Origin of the sequence: Helicobacter sp. MIT 05-5294, assembly GCF_000765675.1 — a bacterium.
In the GTDB taxonomy this organism is placed as follows: Bacteria; Campylobacterota; Campylobacteria; order Campylobacterales; family Helicobacteraceae; genus Helicobacter_D.
The window spans coordinates 86,691-105,406 of record NZ_JRPA02000008.1 but is presented as its reverse complement, the minus strand read 5'-3'; the positions used below and the strand labels follow the sequence as shown (position 1 = coordinate 105,406).

General features: G+C 37.5%; 13 protein-coding genes and 4 tRNA genes. 9 read left to right on the top strand and 8 right to left on the bottom strand.

What is annotated here, in order from left to right:
- From LS69_RS05695 to LS69_RS05685, 3 genes are all read right to left on the bottom strand, one after another.
- Positions 1–1,150 (bottom strand): hypothetical protein (locus LS69_RS05695; RefSeq protein ID WP_138123017.1); only part of this gene is annotated, 1,150 nt, incomplete at its 3' end.
- Positions 1,140–2,522 (bottom strand): hypothetical protein, encoded by a 1,383-nt coding sequence (locus tag LS69_RS05690; protein ID WP_138123015.1) that lies wholly within the window; start codon positions 2,520–2,522, stop codon positions 1,140–1,142. The genes LS69_RS05690 and LS69_RS05695, both read right to left, overlap by 11 nt.
- A gap of 160 nt (positions 2,523–2,682) precedes the next feature.
- Positions 2,683–4,734 (bottom strand): Cache 3/Cache 2 fusion domain-containing protein, encoded by a 2,052-nt coding sequence (locus LS69_RS05685; protein ID WP_194145433.1) that lies wholly within the window; start codon positions 4,732–4,734, stop codon positions 2,683–2,685.
- Positions 4,735–5,017: 283 nt separating this feature from the next.
- Here LS69_RS05685 and LS69_RS05680 point away from each other — a divergent pair, with 283 nt between their 5' ends.
- The 4 genes from LS69_RS05680 to ligA are packed head-to-tail and all read left to right on the top strand — an operon-like array spanning position 5,018 to position 9,691.
- Positions 5,018–6,022 (top strand): LLM class flavin-dependent oxidoreductase, encoded by a 1,005-nt coding sequence (locus LS69_RS05680; RefSeq protein ID WP_138123011.1) that lies wholly within the window; start codon positions 5,018–5,020, stop codon positions 6,020–6,022.
- Positions 6,022–7,116: an A/G-specific adenine glycosylase gene (locus LS69_RS05675; RefSeq protein WP_138123009.1), complete on the top strand. Its 1,095-nt coding sequence runs from the start codon at positions 6,022–6,024 to the stop codon at positions 7,114–7,116. The genes LS69_RS05680 and LS69_RS05675 overlap by 1 nt, the downstream gene beginning before the upstream one ends.
- A gap of 53 nt (positions 7,117–7,169) precedes the next feature.
- Entirely contained in the window at positions 7,170–7,655 is a 486-nt protein-coding gene (gene luxS, locus LS69_RS05670; RefSeq protein WP_138123007.1) for an S-ribosylhomocysteine lyase, read from the top strand.
- Positions 7,652–9,691: an NAD-dependent DNA ligase LigA gene (gene ligA, locus LS69_RS05665; protein WP_138123005.1), complete on the top strand. Its 2,040-nt coding sequence runs from the start codon at positions 7,652–7,654 to the stop codon at positions 9,689–9,691. Before luxS ends, ligA begins: the two co-directional genes overlap by 4 nt.
- Before the next feature lie 119 nt (positions 9,692–9,810).
- On the opposite strand, the gene gatB is transcribed toward ligA, so the two are convergent.
- On the bottom strand, positions 9,811–11,238 hold the full coding sequence (gatB, locus tag LS69_RS05660) for an Asp-tRNA(Asn)/Glu-tRNA(Gln) amidotransferase subunit GatB (protein WP_138123003.1): 1,428 nt from the start codon (positions 11,236–11,238) through the stop codon (positions 9,811–9,813).
- Between the two features lie 552 nt (positions 11,239–11,790).
- Between gatB and LS69_RS11085 the strand changes: the two genes are divergently transcribed.
- The gene (locus LS69_RS11085; protein ID WP_194145432.1) at positions 11,791–13,851 is read left to right on the top strand and encodes a Cache 3/Cache 2 fusion domain-containing protein; all 2,061 of its coding nucleotides are present in this window, start codon (positions 11,791–11,793) and stop codon (positions 13,849–13,851) included.
- Positions 13,852–14,053: 202 nt separating this feature from the next.
- Here the strand turns inward: LS69_RS11085 and radA are convergent, their stop codons facing one another.
- From radA to LS69_RS05635, 4 genes are all read right to left on the bottom strand, one after another.
- Complete coding sequence (gene radA, locus LS69_RS05650) at positions 14,054–15,406, bottom strand: DNA repair protein RadA (RefSeq protein WP_138122999.1); 1,353 nt, start codon at positions 15,404–15,406, stop codon at positions 14,054–14,056.
- Positions 15,407–15,471: 65 nt separating this feature from the next.
- On the bottom strand, positions 15,472–16,371 hold the full coding sequence (ftsY, locus tag LS69_RS05645; protein WP_138122997.1) for a signal recognition particle-docking protein FtsY: 900 nt from the start codon (positions 16,369–16,371) through the stop codon (positions 15,472–15,474).
- Entirely contained in the window at positions 16,371–17,009 is a 639-nt protein-coding gene (locus LS69_RS05640; protein WP_238699181.1) for a TlpA disulfide reductase family protein, read from the bottom strand. The genes ftsY and LS69_RS05640 overlap by 1 nt, the downstream gene beginning before the upstream one ends.
- 45 nt (positions 17,010–17,054) lie before the next feature.
- Positions 17,055–18,173, bottom strand: coding sequence for an RsiV family protein (locus LS69_RS05635; protein WP_138122995.1), 1,119 nt, complete (start codon positions 18,171–18,173; stop codon positions 17,055–17,057).
- Positions 18,174–18,290: 117 nt separating this feature from the next.
- Between LS69_RS05635 and LS69_RS05630 the strand changes: the two genes are divergently transcribed.
- The 4 genes from LS69_RS05630 (at position 18,291) to LS69_RS05615 (ending at position 18,681) form a co-directional block, all read left to right on the top strand.
- Positions 18,291–18,365, top strand: a tRNA-Gly gene (locus LS69_RS05630).
- 42 nt (positions 18,366–18,407) lie between these two features.
- A tRNA-Leu gene (locus tag LS69_RS05625) sits at positions 18,408–18,494 on the top strand.
- Positions 18,495–18,500: 6 nt separating this feature from the next.
- Positions 18,501–18,575, top strand: a tRNA-Cys gene (locus LS69_RS05620).
- A gap of 18 nt (positions 18,576–18,593) precedes the next feature.
- Positions 18,594–18,681: transfer RNA gene (locus LS69_RS05615), tRNA-Ser, on the top strand.
- Positions 18,682–18,716 lie beyond the last annotated feature (35 nt).

Genomic DNA, 18,716 nt, shown 5'->3' with positions numbered 1-18,716 from the left:
GGTAGATTGCGTAGTTGCTAGAATGCTTGGGGTTTTTGGCGTAGGAAGAATTTTTAATCTTATATTCTTGTGCCACTTCTGAAATTGTATTTGTCATTTTCTCATCTTGCGCTTCAAAGTATTCTAAATAAGTTTGCTTCTGTTTATTGGTATTAACTTTTAGGAGATTTAAGACTTTAAAAATATCTAAACAAGTTTTAAATTGTTCTTGGTCATTTTCTACTTCATTTGCCTTTTTGTTATTGAAGTTAAAGATAGCGGATTGCTTAATCATTCGTCTAGCAAACTTTATCCAATTATCTCCCTTCTGTCTTCTTGTATCCAATATAAAATCATATCTTAAAATAGCCCAGATTAAGAATCTGCTTTGGTATTGATTAAAAGCCTTGGGTAATAATTTATTTTCTTTTATGAAATTCATACTTTGATAAGTTGCACTTAAAAAAGGAATAAACTCTTTATAATATTCTTTCTTACTTTCTTCTTTTTCTTTGATTTTATTAAAATAAGTGATTTTCTTATCCTCTGCATTGAAAAGGTTTAAAGTAGTTGCTTCATAATTAATTGCCATAATATTAAAGAGTTCTTCTGCTTGTTGTGGGGTTAATTTAAATTCTAAATATTTTAGATTTCCTTTAGAATCTTTTGTGATTTTTAAATCCTCTTCATTGAGTCTTTTAAGTTGCTCTAAGGTTGCTTTGGGGTTTTGTTGTTGTTTTTTCTTTGTTTCATTTGTATAATCTTCTATTTTATTTTGAATGATTTTATTTAATGAAGAGGTTTTTATATCTGTTTGTAATGTTTTTAACATTTGAGCAGAGAGATTCTCTATTAAAGTTTTATATTCTTCATATTTATAGCTTGTAGTATCTTTAATAATGTTTTTAAAAGTATATTTATAATTATCAAATTGTTCATAGGGAATATCTTTGATGTCTTTTGTTAAACCAAAGAGATAATATAAGACAAGCTTTAGCCATAAGCCTTCAAGATTCTTTCCTCCTATATTGATTCCTATGCCTAGGGTGGCTATCCCTTCACTATCTCTATAAACTTCTTCTTTGATTGCTTCACTGCCTACTAAGAGGAGTTTTCTGATTTTATTATATTCTTCAAAGGTTGTGGGATTGAATTTTGTTTTAGATTCCATTGGTTTCCTTGTCATAAGCGTTTAAGAAGCTTAAAGCTAAAGCTTGATTGAAGCGGTAGGCACAATAGGAGGTTGCAACCACAACCCAACCATACCAAGCAGCATTATAATCCATAAACTTGCCACACATTAGATTTAAAGGGTATTTTCCTCCTGTCCTATCCATCATATACCTCTTGAACTCCTCATCTTCTCTAAACTTTATCCTTAAGCTTTCAAAGAGAATCTCTTGGGTGTGGAAGTTGTTTTGTTGCAAGAGTGCATAGGCTTTATAATATTGTCTATAAATCATTCTCTCCACTTCCTCATCGGTGTGGATTTCACCTTGAGATATATCAAATCCTGCATCATGAGGATATGGACCAGATGAAAGCCTAACAATATCTTTAAAGTTTGCTTTATGCTTAGAGTTAAAAATTGGCATTACTTTATAAATGAATGCCGTATATCTATTCCCCTCTTCATCTATTCCATATTCATTAAGCTTTGGGAAATATTCTAACTCAAACTCCCAAATATCAGGATAATCTAAACTTGTCTCATCATTATGGATAAATTCTAAAAGCTCATCATATCCGATTCCTAGTTTGTTAATTTTTGCTTTGGGGATAATAGAATCTGTTGGGTGGTCTTTGAGATAAAGGGCATTGAGTTGATAATATTCTTTTGGAACTTTATTGATATCAAATTCTTGTTCTTCACCATATAAGAGTTTAAAGATATTTTTAGGATTGCTAATTTCTTGCTCTTCATAGTAAAATCTTGTCTGTTTTAAAGGTAAATAAGCCTTTAGGGATTCTGTATCTTTTAGGAATTGCTTTCTGATAGAATTAGGGATAATGTCATAGATAATATCATAAAGTGTAATGATATGAATAGAAAAGCTACTTGTCGCTAAGGAATTATCTATAATGCTAAAACTTGTATCCTTGGCATAATTGATTTCTTGAATCTCTATCTTGCTTAGAGCATCAAGGAGATTATAGGGTTTATGGTTAAAGGTAGAAGTAAAGTTTTTTAGAAATTCTTTGTATTCTAATTTTGGATTATAGATTAACTCTTTGTGCTTTTCATAAAGTTTAATGGTAAGCCATTGGGTAAATATCATTTGAGCAAAAGGATATTTTTTTACAAGTTTAGAGAAGTCATCATTAGACTTTTGGTGGAAGTCAAGGACTTCTAAAATGATTCTTTTAGGCAAGCCTACACCAAAGGCACTAAAATCATTGTCTTGTAAGGTAGAGAGGTTTTTAAGATTAATTAGGTGTTTAAGATAAAGAGAAAAGTTAATGTCTGTATAGTTGTAGCGATCAAAGTATTCACCTATGATAGGCATAATTTCTTTGCCTAAATAAGAATCCATAGTCTCCATAGTTTCTCCTTTAATCTAGCGTGATAATTTTATCAGAATTAAATTAAAAGTTATACAAAAAAAGCGGGTGAGATTTTGGGGTTGTAGAATCCTGAAATGGGATTCTACTTTGTTTGATTAATCCTTAAAATTACCTAGATGATACCCATATAAAAGAGTGTTAAAATTTCTTCTTATTCACGTCATCAAAGATTTTGTTAGCGACTTCATCAACGGCGTTACTGATGTTTTGAGAATAGTTCGCGACTTCTACATTTTGTGCGTTGCTTTGTTCTAGTTGAGAAACTGCTTCGTTGATTTGTCCGATTCCTAAGGATTGTTCTTTGATAGATTCGCTCATATCGCTAATCCCTTGCACTAGAACATTGACATTTGCTTCAATCTCGCTTAAAGATTTCGTCGTTCGCTCTGCGAGTTTGCGCACTTCATCAGCCACAACCGCGAATCCTCTGCCGTGTTCTCCCGCCCTTGCTGCTTCAATAGCGGCATTAAGCGCGAGGAGATTGGTTTGGTCTGCAATATCACGAATTACACTTACGATATTACGAATATCATTAGCTTGGTTGCTCACATCATTGGCGCGGCTAGAGACATTTTCCATAGAGGAGCTGATTTGCTCCAAAGCAGAGGCAGTTTGTCCAAGTGAAGAGGCTTGATTATGTGCACCTTCAGTGAGTTGAATGACCGCATGATTTAAGTCTTTTGCGTTGGTTTCTAGTTCGGTGGCAAACTGCGAGGAAGCGCGTAACATTTCTTTAATGCTTTCTCCTAACGCATTTGCAGTGGATTCCACATTGCCTTTGGCGTTTGCGACTTCTGTCGTGAAATCTAAGTTAATATAACTTTTAAAAACGCGTAGAATCTCGTTCATATCGCTACCGATTTGAATTTGCAACACTTCAAGCATTTTATTGAGTGCATTTTTGAGTTCAATGAGTTGTGGATTGTGAGGATTCTCTACGATTTTGGCAGTAAAATCTCCTCCTTCAATGCGTTGCACAATTTCAATGGATTCTTTGACGACTTGTTCGTCTTGTTCCAATCCTTTTTGGATTCTTTGAATGTTTTGATTAATAGCAATGCGCATCATTCCAAGCTCATCTTCCGCCTTTGGTTTGGTGAGTAGTGGCGGAGTAGGCGTTTCGTGGTTTAGGTATTTTAAAAAGTGAAAAAGCAATTCAGAAATGCTATTGACGCGACTTAGCAAGGAAAGCTTGATAATCAAAAAGGACGCGAGTAAAATGGCAAACAAAATCACAATGATTCCAAACACGACGATAAATTCAATTTTTTGATTGGTTTCCATAAAGTCTTGCAGCAAGACTTCTACTAGGATATACAAATCCAAAGAATCGTTATAATCCACATAAGATTCGTATTTGTCGCCATTAATAGTGTAAGTAATGTTTGTGTTTGGCTTGAGATTCTGTAAATAAGAATAATCACTTGGTTTGCCATTTTTACCAAAAATAAATTGATCATTGGTTTTGTCTAAAACAATGATTTTTCCTTGCTTTCCGATGCGAATCGCATTGAGCTTTTGCGTTAGAATCTCATAAGAAGTCTTTAAGTCATAAGCCACAAACAAAATCCCGATTGTTTGTTGTCGTGCGTCTAAAATAGGCTTGTAAATAGACATATAATCACGACCTGCAAGGCGCACTTTCCCCCTAAAAACGCTTGGATTGCTTTTTGTGAGTTCGGCAAAAGCTGGGTGAGAGCTGTTAATAGCAGTGCCAACCATTCTATTTCCTTGTTGGTCTTGAAGAGAAGTAGAAATGCGCACAAACTCATTTCCTTTGCGCACGAAAATCGTCGCTACTCCGCCGGTGAGATTCGAGAAATTATCCACCAAATCCGTATTGCCAACAAGATTTACGCCATTAAACATTAAGCTTGGCACGATGGTTTGGCGGATTGTTGTAGAATCTCCGAGTTGATAGCTCGTAGCATTTGCCTTGCCATAGTGCGTTGTGATTGCGTTTTCAAAGAAGCTAAGAGAACTATCGCTTTCATTGATGATTTGACTAGAAATGATTTCGAAGTTTCCCTCTACGATAGAAGCCATTTGGCTAATTTGCAGCTTGATTTGGCTTTGGGTAAATTTATCCATGCTAGATTGGATAAAAAGAACAAAAGGCACCGCGATAATCAGTGCAACAACAATTTGAATACAGGAAAATTTTTTCCCCACAGAAAGTTTATCCCACATAAAAATCCTTTGCATTGGTGATGATTCTTTTGGAAACATAAATTATAATTCAAACAAATATAATAAAAGATAAAATAAATCAAATTTAGCCTCTATTTTTAGTCGTTTGGGGCTTGTGGTTGTATCGTTATAGTTGTAATAATATAATGTCTAAATTTGTAATATACGCACTTTTTGGAATTTTTATAAATAAAGATTTGGGTTTAAAAGCGCAAAAAATAATTTATAAAATTTTTAGAAAATTGTGCTAAGATTGTGGTAATTTTTGTTTTAGGTAGTGGAGATGAAAAGTAGCATTTTTGAATTGGTAGAGAATTGGACAAATAACGAAGTAACAGCAGTTTCAGACGCTATTGAATTGATAGAATATGCGGATAAATTGGGTTTTGATGAAGCTTGGATTGGAGAACACCATTTTAATAGCTTTACGCTATGTCCCGCGATTCTTACTCTTATCGGCTATGCCCTTGCACGCACAAAGCAAATCAAAGTTGGAAGTGCTGCGATTTTGCTCCCGCATTACCACCCAATTCAATTATCAGAAGAAATTGCAACGCTTGATTTGTTAAGCAGTGGCAGATTTCTCTTTGGTTTTGCGCGTGGAGCATTCCCGATTTTTGATATTTCTATGGGAAATAATCCCAATAACAATCGCAAAATTATGCTAGAAAATGCCAAAGTTGTGCATGATTTGCTATTTAAAGAACAAGTAACCCATGAGGGAGAGTTTTTTGACTTAAACAATATCAGCATTCGTCCTCACCCAAGAGGCTTGATTCCGTTTTATGTCGCAAGTAATCATGAAGAAACTCTCAAAATCTCCGCCCAAAGAGGCTATAATTTTTTGGGTGCTTTGACTTTGGAAGCAAAACGCGCAAAAGAAATTTATGATATTTTTGCCCAAAATGGCGCAAAGGATTTAGAATATGTGCTAACACGCGCCATTTATATTGATGAGAATCGTAGCGTCGCAGAGGAAAAAGCGCAAATAGGCGTGGATATTTTTACGCAATGTATGCTACGCGCAAACGAATCCAATCCAACTTTTGATGCGATTATGAAAGCCAGTGATTATAGTTATGAAGAGTTTAGGGCGGAATTTTTCAATAAAAACAAGATATTAAAATGTATGATTGTCGGGACGCCAAAAGACTGCGTGGAGCAGATTTTGGAATTGCGCAAACAAATAGAGTTTAACACTTTATCCCTCAAGCTCCTGTCCTCTAAGCTAGAAGATTCTAAAAATATCCTCAAACTCTACAAAGAACGCGTTTTGCCTTATTTGTAATGGAATCCACACAGCAAACCAAACTCCAGAATGCACAAAAAAGGCTTTTGGAATGGTATGCGCTTGAGGGTCGCCACCATTTGCCATGGCGCGATAGAAAAGCCCCCAATCGTGCGTATCGTGTTTTAATTAGCGAAATAATGCTCCAACAAACGCAAGTTAAAGCGGTATTGGAGCGATTCTATTTCCCCTTTTTGGATTCTTTCCCGACATTGCAAGATTTAAGCAAAGCAGAAGAATCAGAAGTGTTATCCGCATGGTGTGGGCTTGGATACTATTCTCGCGCAAGGAATCTGCATAAACTTGCAAAAATCTGTATTGCCACAAATGCCAATACAACACAGGATTCCGCAATTCCCGCACAAGCTTTGTTAGGAGATGAAAAGAATCCTTTGCCTAAAGAGATTCGGTATTTACGAAAGCTTCCCGGAATCGGAGCTTATAGCGCGGGGGCGATTGCTTGTTTTGGCTTTGATTTACCTGTGAGTTTTGTGGATTCTAATATTAAGCGCATTCTTTTAAGGCTTTTTGCGTTAAAACGAGCAACTCCTGCAGTTTTGGAATCTAAAGCAAAGATGATTTTAAACCACCAAGATTCTTTTAATCACAACCAAGCTTTGTTGGATTTGGGTGCAATGGTCTGTTTGCCAAAGAATCCTAAATGTGATATTTGCCCTCTGAATGATTTTTGTTTGGGGAAGCAAGATTGGCAGGATTTCACACAAACCAAATCCCAGCAATCTATCCCGAAGACTTTATCTCTTGGGGTTTGGATAAAAGATTCTAAAATCGCGCTTCTGCAAAGCCACGATAAATTATATTTTGGGCTTTATAATTTCCCACACATTCCACCAAATATCGCTAAAATAAGCCAAAAAATAGGCACTTTAAAGCATTCTTATACGAAATATCGTTTGGAAGTTTTGGTTTTTCTTTGTCCTTTGGAGGATAAAAAGGATTCTAGCTTTAGTGATTCTTTGTCGGATTTTAAGGATTCTTTGGAATTCTTTACGCGCAATTGCTTGGAGACTTTGCCACTTTCTTCGTTGGCTTTAAAAGTCCTTAAAATTTTGCATACAAAAGGCTTGTTTTAATGGAAATTTGCTAAGATTCCTATCTTAAAAATCCAAAAATAAGGAATCTTAAAATGCCACTTTTAGATAGTTTTAAAGTTAATCACGAAATTATGCCAGCACCTGCGGTGCGTTTGGGCAAGGTTATGCACACGCCAAAAGGCGATGAAATTTGTGTGTTTGATTTGCGTTTTTGTAAGCCCAATGTAGAAATCTTAAGCGAAAAAGGAATCCATACCTTAGAACATCTGTTTGCGGGTTTTATGCGTGAGCATTTAAATAGCGAAAAGGTGGAGATTATTGATATTTCTCCTATGGGTTGTCGCACGGGATTTTATATGAGCCTTATTGGCAAACCAACTCCAGAGGCAGTGCGCGATGCGTGGGAGAAGAGTATGCAAGATATTCTTAAAGTCAGCGAGATTCCAGAGGCTAATTCACTGCAATGCGGCACTTATAAAATGCACTCTTTGCAAGAAGCGCAGGAAATTGCCAAAAATACATTAGCCAAAGGAATTGGCATTATGGATAACGAATCCCTAAAACTTGATGTAAAATGACTTTAAAAGATTATTTAGAGGCGGTAAATCAGCTGAATTTATGGGCAAAGCATTATTATGTGCTAGACGATCCTATCGCGAGTGATGAAGAATATGACACGCTTTATCGCAAAGTGTGTGATTTTGAATCGCAAAACCCCCAAAGTATCGCGCCAGATTCTCCCACGCAACGCGTAGGGGATAAGGTGTTGGAATCTTTTAGTAAATCTGCGCATATTCAAAGAATGTGGAGCTTAGAAGATGTGTTTGAGCCTAAAGAAATGCAAGAATGGATAGAACGCGTCTCGCGCGGGAGCAATGCGGAATCCTTATCTTTTTTTGTTAGCCCTAAATTTGATGGTGCGAGTTTGAATCTCCTTTATGAGAATGGAATCTTGAGTGTTGCCGCGACGAGAGGAGATGCTTTTGTGGGTGAAAATGTAACACAAAATGCGCGAACAATTCCAAGCATTCCTCTAAAAATCGCTTATAAAGGGCGCATTGAGATTCGCGGGGAATGCGTGATTTCTAAACTTGATTTTGAAAATCTAAATTTTGAGCGTTTGCAAAAGGGCGAAAATCTTTTTGCAAACCCGCGCAATGCCGCAGCGGGTAGTTTGCGTCAATTAGATTCCAAAATCACCGCAAAGCGCAAATTGCAATTCATTCCGTGGGGTATTGGTGCTTGTGATATAGAGGAATTTACGCGCTTTGTTAGAGAAAATTCTCGCACGAAGGATTTGGAATCCACGCATTTATTTTCTGATGTTTTACAGGATTCTATTGGGGATAGTTTTTCTGCGCTGATGGAGCAAATTTATGCTTTGGGATTCCAAAAATCCCCTTTTGTGGAGAAATGTAGCGACTTTGAGAGGATTCAACAGATTTATTTGAATCTGATTGACAAACGCGATTCTTATCCTATTATGCTTGATGGAATGGTTGTGCGTGTGGATTCTATTGCCTTACAAGATAAGCTTGGTTTCACGATTAAAGCTCCGCGTTTTGCTTGTGCTTATAAATTTCCAGCGATTGAGAAGAGGGCTAAGATATTAGGAATCACCTTGCAAGTAGGAAGAACAGGCGTGATTACTCCGGTTGCGGAGCTTGAACCTATCAGGATTGAGGGGGCTAAAGTCAGTCGTGCGACTTTGCATAATTTTGATGAAATTGCCAAAAAAGATATTCAAGTTAATGACTTTGTTATCGTGATTCGTAGCGGCGATGTGATTCCTAAGATTATCAAGTCTTTGACTGCTTTGCGTGATGGAACGCAGTTTGTCTATCAACCGCCAACGCAATGTCCTATTTGTCAAAGTGAATTGCTTATAGAAGAAAAACTCATCAAATGCCAGAATCTTAACTGCGAAGCGCGTGTGAAAAACTCCATTATTCATTTTGCGAGTAAAAAGGCGTTAAATATTGATGGTTTGGGCGATAAAATCGTTGAGATTCTGTTTGACAAAGGCAAAATCGCTTCCATAGAGGATTTGTTTTATTTAAAATTTAGCGACTTAGAAGATTTAGAGGGATTCAAAGAGAAAAAAATCAACAACTTATTACAGGCAATTTCCGCGACAAAAGGGGTGGAATTGTGGCGGTTTATCAATGCGCTTGGGATTGAACATATCGGTGAGGGGGCGAGTAAAAAACTCGCAAACACCTTTGGCTTGGAGTTTTATCAAAAAACCTATGAGGATTTTATTTCTCTTGATGGCTTTGGGGGAGAAATGGCGGCTTCTTTGGTGGAGTTTTGCAAGGTGAATCTTGAGCGACTTTTGAGGCTTTTAAATCTCATTTCTCCCACTTGCACGACGCAAAATCTCACTAAAGATTCCGAAGTTAGAGGCAAAACCTTTGTGATTACAGGCACATTATCCAAAAATAGGGAAGTCTATCAAGAGATTTTAGAATCTCTAGGGGCGAAAGTCAGCGGGAGTGTTTCTAGGAAGACAGATTATTTGCTTTGCGGTGAAAATGCGGGTTCAAAGCTTATAAAAGCGCAGGAATTAGGCGTCAAAGTGATTGGTGAAGAAGAATTTAATGCGATGCTGTAAAGGCAGGAGAACAAGAAAGGGCAGGGGAGTTTATCTAGCGACTTTATCTAGTGAGTGAAGTTCGCAATAGAATCCAAAAGATTCTACGCTAAATCTCACTTTGGTTTTTACGATTCTAGTTATTTTAGCTTTTCTTTAAGTAGCTCATTGACACGCGCAGGATTTGCTCCTTTGGAATTTTTCATCACTTGCCCTACGAAGAATCCCAAAAGCTTTTCTTTGCCGCTTTTGTATTCTGCGACTTTGTCGGCGTTTGCGCTAATGACTGCATCAATGGCTGTAAGAATTGCCCCCTCATCATTAACTTGTGCTAATCCCATAGAATCTATTAAAGAATCCACATCGCCTCCGTGATTTTGCACCAAAACATCTAGGATTTCTTTGGCACTTTTGCCGCTGATTTTGCTCTCATCAATGCGCTTGACTAAAGTTGCTAAAGTTTCTGATTTTATACCGCAATTTTGTAGATTGTTTTCGCCTTTTAATCTTCCTAAAAGTTCGGTAGTCAGCCAAGTAACCGCGCCTTTTGCACTCGCGCCCAATGTAAGCATATTTTCAAAATACAATGCCATTTCTAATTCGCTTGTCAGCACTTTTGCGTCTGATTCTTTGATTCCAAACTCTTTGACATATCGTGCGCGTTTTTCATCGGGCATTTCTGGGATTTTGCTTCCTTGATCCATTAATTCTTCATCAATAAACACAGGCAACAAGTCGGGGTCTGGGAAATAACGATAATCTGCCGCTTCTTCTTTGCCTCGCATAGAACGCGTCGTGCCTTTTGCAGTATCAAAAAGGCGTGTTTCTTGCACGACTTTCGTTTCATATTTGCCATCTTCCCAAGCTTCAATTTGTCGTTCCACCTCGTATTCAATGGCTTTTTGAATGAATTTAAAAGAATTGAGATTCTTGATTTCTACGCGCGTGTAGAGGTTGGAATCCCCTTTGGGGCGGATAGAAACATTCGCATCGCAACGGAAGCTCCCCTCTTGCATATTTGCGTCCGAGATTCCTAAAAAGCGAACGATAGAATGGAGCTTCTTAAGATAAGCAATCGCTTCATCACTGCTGCGCATATCGGGTTCGCTAACGATTTCTAAAAGTGGAGTGCAAGCGCGGTTTAAATCTACTTTGGAATATTGGCTTTCGTGGATATTTTTCCCCGCGTCTTCTTCCATATGCGCCCTTGTAACGCCGATTGTCTTTTTCTTGCCCTCAATCTCAATTTCAATTTCCCCGCGCCCTACGATTGGAATCTCAAATTGGCTGATTTGATAGGCTTTGGGCAAATCTGGATAAAAGTAGTTTTTACGCGCAAATACAGAGTTTTGGTTGATTTTTGCATTGATTGCAGTGCCAAAAGAAATAGCTTTTTTGACGACTTCGCGATTCAGCACAGGCAATGCCCCGGGTAAGCCTAGACAAGTGGGGCAGATGTTTTTGTTAGGCTCTTCGCCAAAACTCGTTGCACAAGAACAAAAAATTTTAGTTTTGGTATTTAGCTGGACATGCACTTCAAGTCCGATAATGGTTTCATAAGCACTCATAAATTTCGCCTTTTGTTAAAATCGTGCGCATTTTATCGTGTTTTGCTTTAAAAAGTGATGATAAAGAATGCTTTGTGAGTGATTCTGTAAGATTCTTTGTTTGTAAATGGATTGAAGTAAGAGATTGATGTATGTTAAGTTTATTGATTTTTGATTCTAAAATAAAGAGATAATTTATGGCGAATCGCCCAAATAAACTTAGGTTGAATTTAGGCACATAAAAATATTTAAGTTTTAATATAATATTTATAATAATTTATTATTCATAATTATAATTAAATAAAGAAATCATATTTTAATGAAGAAAATATATTTGATATAGACTTTATTATAAATCACATAAAATAGAGATTTTCAATAAAATCTTTTAACAAAGAATCCCCAATGAGAAACATTGATTTTTATAATATCTTAATTTTTAAAAATTAATTTAATTTTTTAAGAATTTTAAATTATTATTACAATATAATTAACAGCGTTTTAAGTTATTACTTAAATTTTGTCGGTGGATAACTTTTTAATAAAATGATTTTAAACATGGAGGTTTATTTGATGTTTTGGAAAAACTTATCATTAGGTAAAAAATTCTTAATCCAACAAGTTGTGGTGTTTATCATAATTTTGATTCCTTTTATGGTATTCTTGGATACTATGATGGGCAAACATACTTCAAAACAGCTAGATTACAGGCTTACTCAAATTGACCATATCGTAAATGAAAACTTCCAACTTTTTGCAAATTATATTTTGGACGAAACCAATAAGTCTTATAATATTTTTGAAACAATTTTAGAACGATACAAGGGTGGTAGAACGCAGGATTCGTTTGTGCGTCAAGGAAGCGTTGTCGTCGCTGGAAAATCTGTCCCAAATCTTTATTATAATGGACACGATTTATCTAAGGCAATGGATATAACAGAGTATTTTACGAATCTAACAGGCAATGTGGCGACAATTTTTGTTAAAGATAATGAGGGCGATTTCACGCGTCTTACTACTTCGCTTAGGAATCTTGAAGGCAATCTTGTAGTTGGCACGAAATTAGGCAAATCCCATCCCGCCTTTGAATTGCTCAACCAAAATCAAATTTTTATGGGGCGCGTGAAGCTTTTTGGCAAAGACTATATGAGTCTTTATTCGCCAATTACCGATAGTTCAGATTCCGTGATTGGCGCACTTTTTGTTGCTTATGATCTATCGGGTGCTTATCGGGGTATTCAAGATAATCTTGGTAAAATTGTCGTAGGAGAGCATGGCAAAGTCTATATTATTGATACGAAATACGATGAGTTTATTTTGGGAGAATCTAGCAAGACGAAGCCTAGCAAATTTGCAAGATTCCAAAATCTTCCAGAGGGAGGATTGATTGATTATACTATCAATGGTCAATCTTATAGAGCATATAGTGGATTTAATTCCTCGTTTGAAATGTTTATTTTATCGGAAACTTTGGTAGAAGATTTTATTGCAGCAAACCGCGCAATGGAGCGCATTATTCTCATCGGAATCTTTTTGATGCTCACGATTATTTTGACGATTTCGCTTGTTGTGATTAAATACGGAATCGTGAATAGATTACAATCTCTCACAAAGACGATTCTAAGCTTTTTAAGCTTTATTAACCACGAGCAAGATCAAATGCCACCTTCTTGCAAAGGTGATTTAGGTGATGAAATAGGGCAAATCGCTAATCAGCTTGATAAATCTATGCGAAAGATTGAATATGGAATCGCACAAGATAATGCGGCTATTGAAGATTCTGTGCTTGTCGCAGAAAGCATTAAAAAGGGCTATTTGAATCACAAAATCACCAAAGAACCCCACGACCCAAGCCTTGCACGGCTCAAAAATGTGATTAATGACGCTTTGGAGCAAATTGAAATTAATGTTGTTAATGGCATTAGTTTGCTCAAAAGCTATGCGCAAGAGGATTTTAGACAACAATGCAAAGTAAGTTCTCTTGAAGGCGATATTTTAAGTCTCTATCAGTCTATTAATTTGTTGCGCGAAAATTCCGTCTCCACAATCCAAAAAAGAATTGAAACGGCACAAAATTTATTAGGAATCTCGGATAATGTTGCCGAATCTGTGAGGGATTTGCAACAAGGCGCGACCGAACAAGCGACGAGCATTAACCAAACTTCTAGTTCTATTGAAGAGATTAGTGCGACGATTCAAAGCGTCAGTGATAAAACCGCTGAAGTTACAAGACAAGCAGAAGATATTAAAAATATCGTCAGCGTGATTAAGGATATTGCAGACCAAACCAATCTCCTCGCGCTTAACGCCGCTATTGAAGCAGCAAGAGCGGGAGAACACGGGCGTGGATTTGCCGTCGTGGCAGATGAAGTGCGAAAACTCGCAGAGCGAACGACGAAGTCTTTAAGCGAGATTGAAGCAAACACAAATGTGCTAGTGCAGTCTATTAACGATGTTTCCGAATCCATTAGAGAACAAGTTGTAGATATTGCGCACATTAATGACGCGATTGGAGAATTAGAGCAGGTAACAGAACGCAATGTCCATATTTCCAATCATTCCCAAGAAATTAGCCAAACCCTAAGCGCATTATCCAATACGATTGGGGAAGATATAAAAAACAAAAAGTATTAATGGGGCGCAAGTTTTTAGACAAGGTATAAGGAATCTTTGTTTGTAGTTGATTGCTTGAAGTTTGCTAGACAAGGAGTTTAAGAATCCGAAGTTCTTTTGGGTTCTTGTTTAATTTAGATTCTAATTGATTTGCAACAATTCACATCTTAATGTCGCAATGATAGAATCCTAACAAATCCTTGAAGCAGATTCTAGCACTTCCTTACATCCAATCAATGATTTTTGTAACTTCTTGCACTTCAAAGCACTTGATATTGAGATTTTGGGTTGGCTTTTTGGGTAGAATCGCGCGTGTGATTCCAAGCGATAGGGCTTCTTTAAGCCTTGTTTCTACATTTGGCACATCACGAATATCGCCTACTAAACTCACTTCACCCAAAAACACACTTCCATTAGAAAGCGAACGATTGCGAAAGCTTGAAAGAATCGCAGCGACGACCGCCAAATCCGCAGCAGTTTCTAAAATCTTGATTCCACCTGTAATGTTGATAAACACATCGTAACGATTAAGTGGAATCTCTAGTTTGCGCTCCAGCAAGGCTAGAATCATATTAAGGCGATTAGAATCAAAACCCGTAGAAGAGCGTTTGGGCATTCCATAAGCGCAATCACTCACTAAGGCTTGCACTTCTAAAACCAATGCGCGAGAACCCTCCATAATCACGCTTAACGCGCTTCCGGGAGCAGAGGTTTTTTGTTGGAAGAAAATCTTAGACGCTTCTTTTGCGCCGACTAAACCATTGCTTTTCATTTCAAAGATTCCAATTTCGCTTGTATTGCCAAAGCGATTCTTGAATCCTCGCAAAAATCGCAACTCACGACTAGAATCCCCTTCAAAATAAAGCACACAATCTACCATGTGTTCTAAGATTCTAGGTCCGGCAATCGCGCCGTCTTTGGTGATATGCCCGATAATAAACACGCAGATTCCATATTCTTTTGCCAAGCGCATTAGTTCAAAGGTTACCTCACGCACTTGTGAGACGCTTCCCGGGCTTGAGCTTATGTTTTCGCTATAAAGCGTTTGAATGCTATCTATGACAACCATAGAATAATCGCGCCTATCGGTGTGGATTGCCCCTAGAATCTCTTGAAGTTTGATGGCATTTAGTAGATAAAGATTCTCGCATACCGCGCCCAGTCTCTCCGCTCTAAGTTTGATTTGTGAGGCACTTTCTTCGCCGCTTACATACAAGATTTTTTTGCCCATTTTGGCTAAGTTGCTAGAGATTTTCAGCAAAAGTGTGGATTTGCCAACTCCCGGGCTTCCGCCGACTAAATACATTCCCCCAAGCACGATTCCGCCACCAAGCACAATGTCTAATTCTTGCTCCCCACTGCTAAAGCGCACAAACTCTTCTTCTTGCACTTCTGTAATAGGCGTAACTTTGCTAGTTTCTAGGGGGGATTTGATGGCTTCAAAGGCAGCAATTTGTTCTTCTTTGAGTTCTAAAAAGCTTTCCCAAGCTCCACAATTAGAGCATTTTCCAAGCCATTTTGAGCTTTGGAATCCACAATGTTGGCATTCAAAAATTTGTGTTTTTTTCTTTGCCATTTTGCAACCTTTAAGAATCTATGCAAGATAGATTGGATTTTTTGGATTCTTTATTTTGGCGATATTTAGCTTGTTTGCGTCGTATCAAAAATGGAATCCAAAATCGTAGTGATGTATTCTTTTTCGTCAAATGCAATCAAATCGTCCGCATTTTCGCCAACGCCAAGATAGAGAATTGGCACACGCAAAGTATGGATAACGCTAAAAATCGCTCCGCCTTTGCTCGTCCCATCAAGCTTAGTGATAATTACGCCATCAATGCCGCCTAGTGTTTGGCTGAAAATCTTTGCTTGATCCAAACTAGAAGTTCCTTGTGTGCCATCAAGGATTAAGATTTTTTGGTGGGGCGCACCCGCTTTCGCTTTGTTGCAAATCCGCATAATCTTTTGCAGTTCTTGCTGTAAATTGCTTTGATTGTGCAATCTTCCGGCAGTATCAAGAATCGCAATGTCTAAATTTTTGGCAACTGCGGAAGTAATCGTATCAAAGGCAACTGCGGAAGGGTCGTGTCCGATTTGTGAAGCAATCACCGGGAGATTTAACCTCTCACCCCAAAGTTTTAGTTGCTCTATCGCTGCAGCTCTAAAAGTATCTCCAGCTCCTAAAATCACGCTTTTTCCTTGCTTTTTGTAGAGATTGGCAAGTTTAGCAATCGTCGTGGTTTTACCCGCGCCATTCACGCCGATAATAAGATGCACATTGGGTTTGTCGTTTGTGATTTTTGTTTGCACTTTGTCATAGTAGCTTTCTCCGCGAAAAAGCCTAGATAAAGCGACTTCAAGCTCACCACGACTAATTTCATCACCCAATGGGCTTAAAATCATTTCAAGCAAATCATAATCCATATCTGTTGCAATGAGGATTTCTTCTAATTCTTCTTTAGAGATTCTTTTTTGTGTTTTTGGGAGCAAATCACGAATATTTTGCGTGGTTTTTTGCAATGTTTTTTTGAAGATTTCAAGCATTATCGTGCCTTTATTTTTGCTAAATTTTGCGAGAGGTCAAACTCAATCATTTCTTCTGGAATCGCACCTAGATAATGGATAATATAGCGTCCTTTCTCATCATATAGCACAAGAAGCGGCACTCCCTCTATCCCATTTAGTGCGCGGAAAAGCTTGGAGCGATTCTCATCTAGTATCATCGGGATTGTTGTGGTGTTTTCTTCATTAAAAATCTGCATAATACCTTTGAAGTTTTCTACCTCTCCTACCAAATCATCAATAGGGATTCCATAAAATGAAATTTGTTCTCCAAATTGTTTTTTGAGATTCTCTAAATGCGGTAAAATACCTTTGCATGGGTCGCACCAAGTAGTAAAAAAAACCAATATTTTCAGATTCTCTTTGTCGGTTGTGATGATGAGATTTTTTAAAATATTTTCTTTTTTGGGTTCAATATTTTTGAAATTACTCTGTTCTTTTGGCGGGATTTGGTTGATAGTTAGTATCGTGCCATCACTGCTTTGTAGGGCAAGATTTTCCAAGATTTCTGGTTTTTGCTCCAAAATCGTTTGTTCTTGTCCTTTTTGCCTATCGTCTTTTTCGCACCCAAAGAAGCCCAAACAAAGCCCTAAGATAATGCCAACTCCAATCCATTTCATCGTCTTTCCTCGCATTAAAAGTGCAAATTATAGCAAATTACGCACTTATTTGGCAAAAAGAGATTCCAAAGGTGTTTTTGCGAATTGGACAAATTCTGCCATTTGCTCTAATGGAATCTTAAGGCGAATAAATCCATACGCATAAGGCATAATCTCATAGGGCTGATAAATAAAAACAAAAGAATCATAATCCAAAGAAACTACCTTAGAGACTTCAAAGTCTTGAAATAAAACATAATCTTTTGGCGCATATTCTCCTAAAGTTTTTTGGTAGTTTTGGTAGGCTTTCCAAAGCAGCTTTTTAAGCTTTGGATTTTGGAAATCCATTATGGATTCTAAATCTAAGATTTCATTCTTATTTTTCGATAAAATCACGCCCAATTCGCTTGGCATTCCGTGTGCGCCACCCAAATAAAGATAATTTGAGTCTATAAAGACAAGCAAATTTTCATCAAAATAATACAAAAATTTAGAATCTTGTCGTTCAAATGACGAAGTTCTCAAATATTCTTCAATGGCGTTTTTGCCTTTAATGTTGGCTTCATCTTGGAGAGATTCTAAAGATTTTTGCATAGAATCTTTCGCGTTTTCTAAAAAGATTTTTTGTGCATTTTGACAATCAAATTTAAACCCATATAAAACTTCCAAAGATTCCTGAATCTTTGAATCTTTGGAGCAATAAAATTGCGTGGAAATTTGGGCATTTGTCGTAGAATCTTTTTTAGGTTTTTTAGGGTATTGATAGAGGACTTCTTGACTTTGCAGCCTAAAGGATTCCAAGAGTTTGAGGTTGAGTTTTTGGCTAGTTTTGTCGTTGAAAGCTTCTGTGATAGTGCCATTTTCAACTTTAAGTGAGAGGTTTTTGCATTGGAGTGTGCCATTTTTGAGTTTGCCAAACGCATCGTTTAGCGGCACACAACGCCCCAAAACTTGGTTACCAGCATATAAGATTCCCTCATTGGAGTTTGCGACAAAAAGCAGAGAGGATTTTTGTTTGGAAGCTTTTTTGGTGGGCGTAAAAAGCTTGGATTGTAAAAAAGTTTGCGGTAATTCAAAGGTTTGGTAATCCAAAACCTCATTAGAAGCCAAAATCATAGAGGGCGCACTAAAATGCAAAACCAAAGCCAAAAAAATCGTAGTGAATTTGAAATTTCGTTGTTTCATTAATAGGACTCCTTGTTAAAATTTAAGAATTTAGAATTTTATCATTTTTTATTATTTTTGCCTAAAATATCTTGATTTTTTTTTAAAGCGTCGCTATAATTGCGTTCTCACTTTTATGCGGGAGTAGCTCAGTGGTAGAGCATAACCTTGCCAAGGTTGGGGCCGCGGGTTCGATCCCCGTCTCCCGCTCCATTATTTAAAATCATAAAAGTAGCTAAAATTCATACATAAATTGCCCGGGTGGTGAAATGGTAGACACAAGGGACTTAAAATCCCTCGGACATTGCGTCCGTGCCGGTTCAAGTCCGGCCCCGGGCACCACCATAAGGCGACATAGCCAAGCGGTAAGGCATGGGCCTGCAAAGCCTTGATTCCCCAGTTCGAATCTGGGTGTCGCCTCCAAATATTTTAACTTCTTTTCGGGAGATGGCTGAGTGGTCGATAGCGGCGGTCTTGAAAACCGTTGAGGGTCATACCTCCGGGGGTTCGAATCCCTCTCTCCCGGCCACCAAATCATAATCCAAATTTCACTAAATTAAATTT

Excerpts from the sequence above, each read along its gene's own strand:
- LS69_RS05690 (WP_138123015.1), bottom strand. The coding sequence starts at position 2,522 with ATGGAGACTATGGATTCTTATTTAGGCAAAGAAATTATGCCTATCATA.
- luxS (WP_138123007.1), top strand. The coding sequence starts at position 7,170 with ATGCCACTTTTAGATAGTTTTAAAGTTAATCACGAAATTATGCCAGCA.
- ligA (WP_138123005.1), top strand. The coding sequence starts at position 7,652 with ATGACTTTAAAAGATTATTTAGAGGCGGTAAATCAGCTGAATTTATGG.
- gatB (WP_138123003.1), bottom strand. The coding sequence starts at position 11,238 with ATGAGTGCTTATGAAACCATTATCGGACTTGAAGTGCATGTCCAGCTA.
- LS69_RS05680 (WP_138123011.1), top strand. The coding sequence starts at position 5,018 with ATGAAAAGTAGCATTTTTGAATTGGTAGAGAATTGGACAAATAACGAA.
- LS69_RS05640 (WP_238699181.1), bottom strand. The coding sequence starts at position 17,009 with ATGAAATGGATTGGAGTTGGCATTATCTTAGGGCTTTGTTTGGGCTTC.
- ftsY (WP_138122997.1), bottom strand. The coding sequence starts at position 16,371 with ATGCTTGAAATCTTCAAAAAAACATTGCAAAAAACCACGCAAAATATT.
- LS69_RS05635 (WP_138122995.1), bottom strand. The coding sequence starts at position 18,173 with ATGAAACAACGAAATTTCAAATTCACTACGATTTTTTTGGCTTTGGTT.
- LS69_RS05685 (WP_194145433.1), bottom strand. The coding sequence starts at position 4,734 with ATGTGGGATAAACTTTCTGTGGGGAAAAAATTTTCCTGTATTCAAATT.
- radA (WP_138122999.1), bottom strand. The coding sequence starts at position 15,406 with ATGGCAAAGAAAAAAACACAAATTTTTGAATGCCAACATTGTGGATTC.
- LS69_RS11085 (WP_194145432.1), top strand. The coding sequence starts at position 11,791 with ATGTTTTGGAAAAACTTATCATTAGGTAAAAAATTCTTAATCCAACAA.
- LS69_RS05675 (WP_138123009.1), top strand. The coding sequence starts at position 6,022 with ATGGAATCCACACAGCAAACCAAACTCCAGAATGCACAAAAAAGGCTT.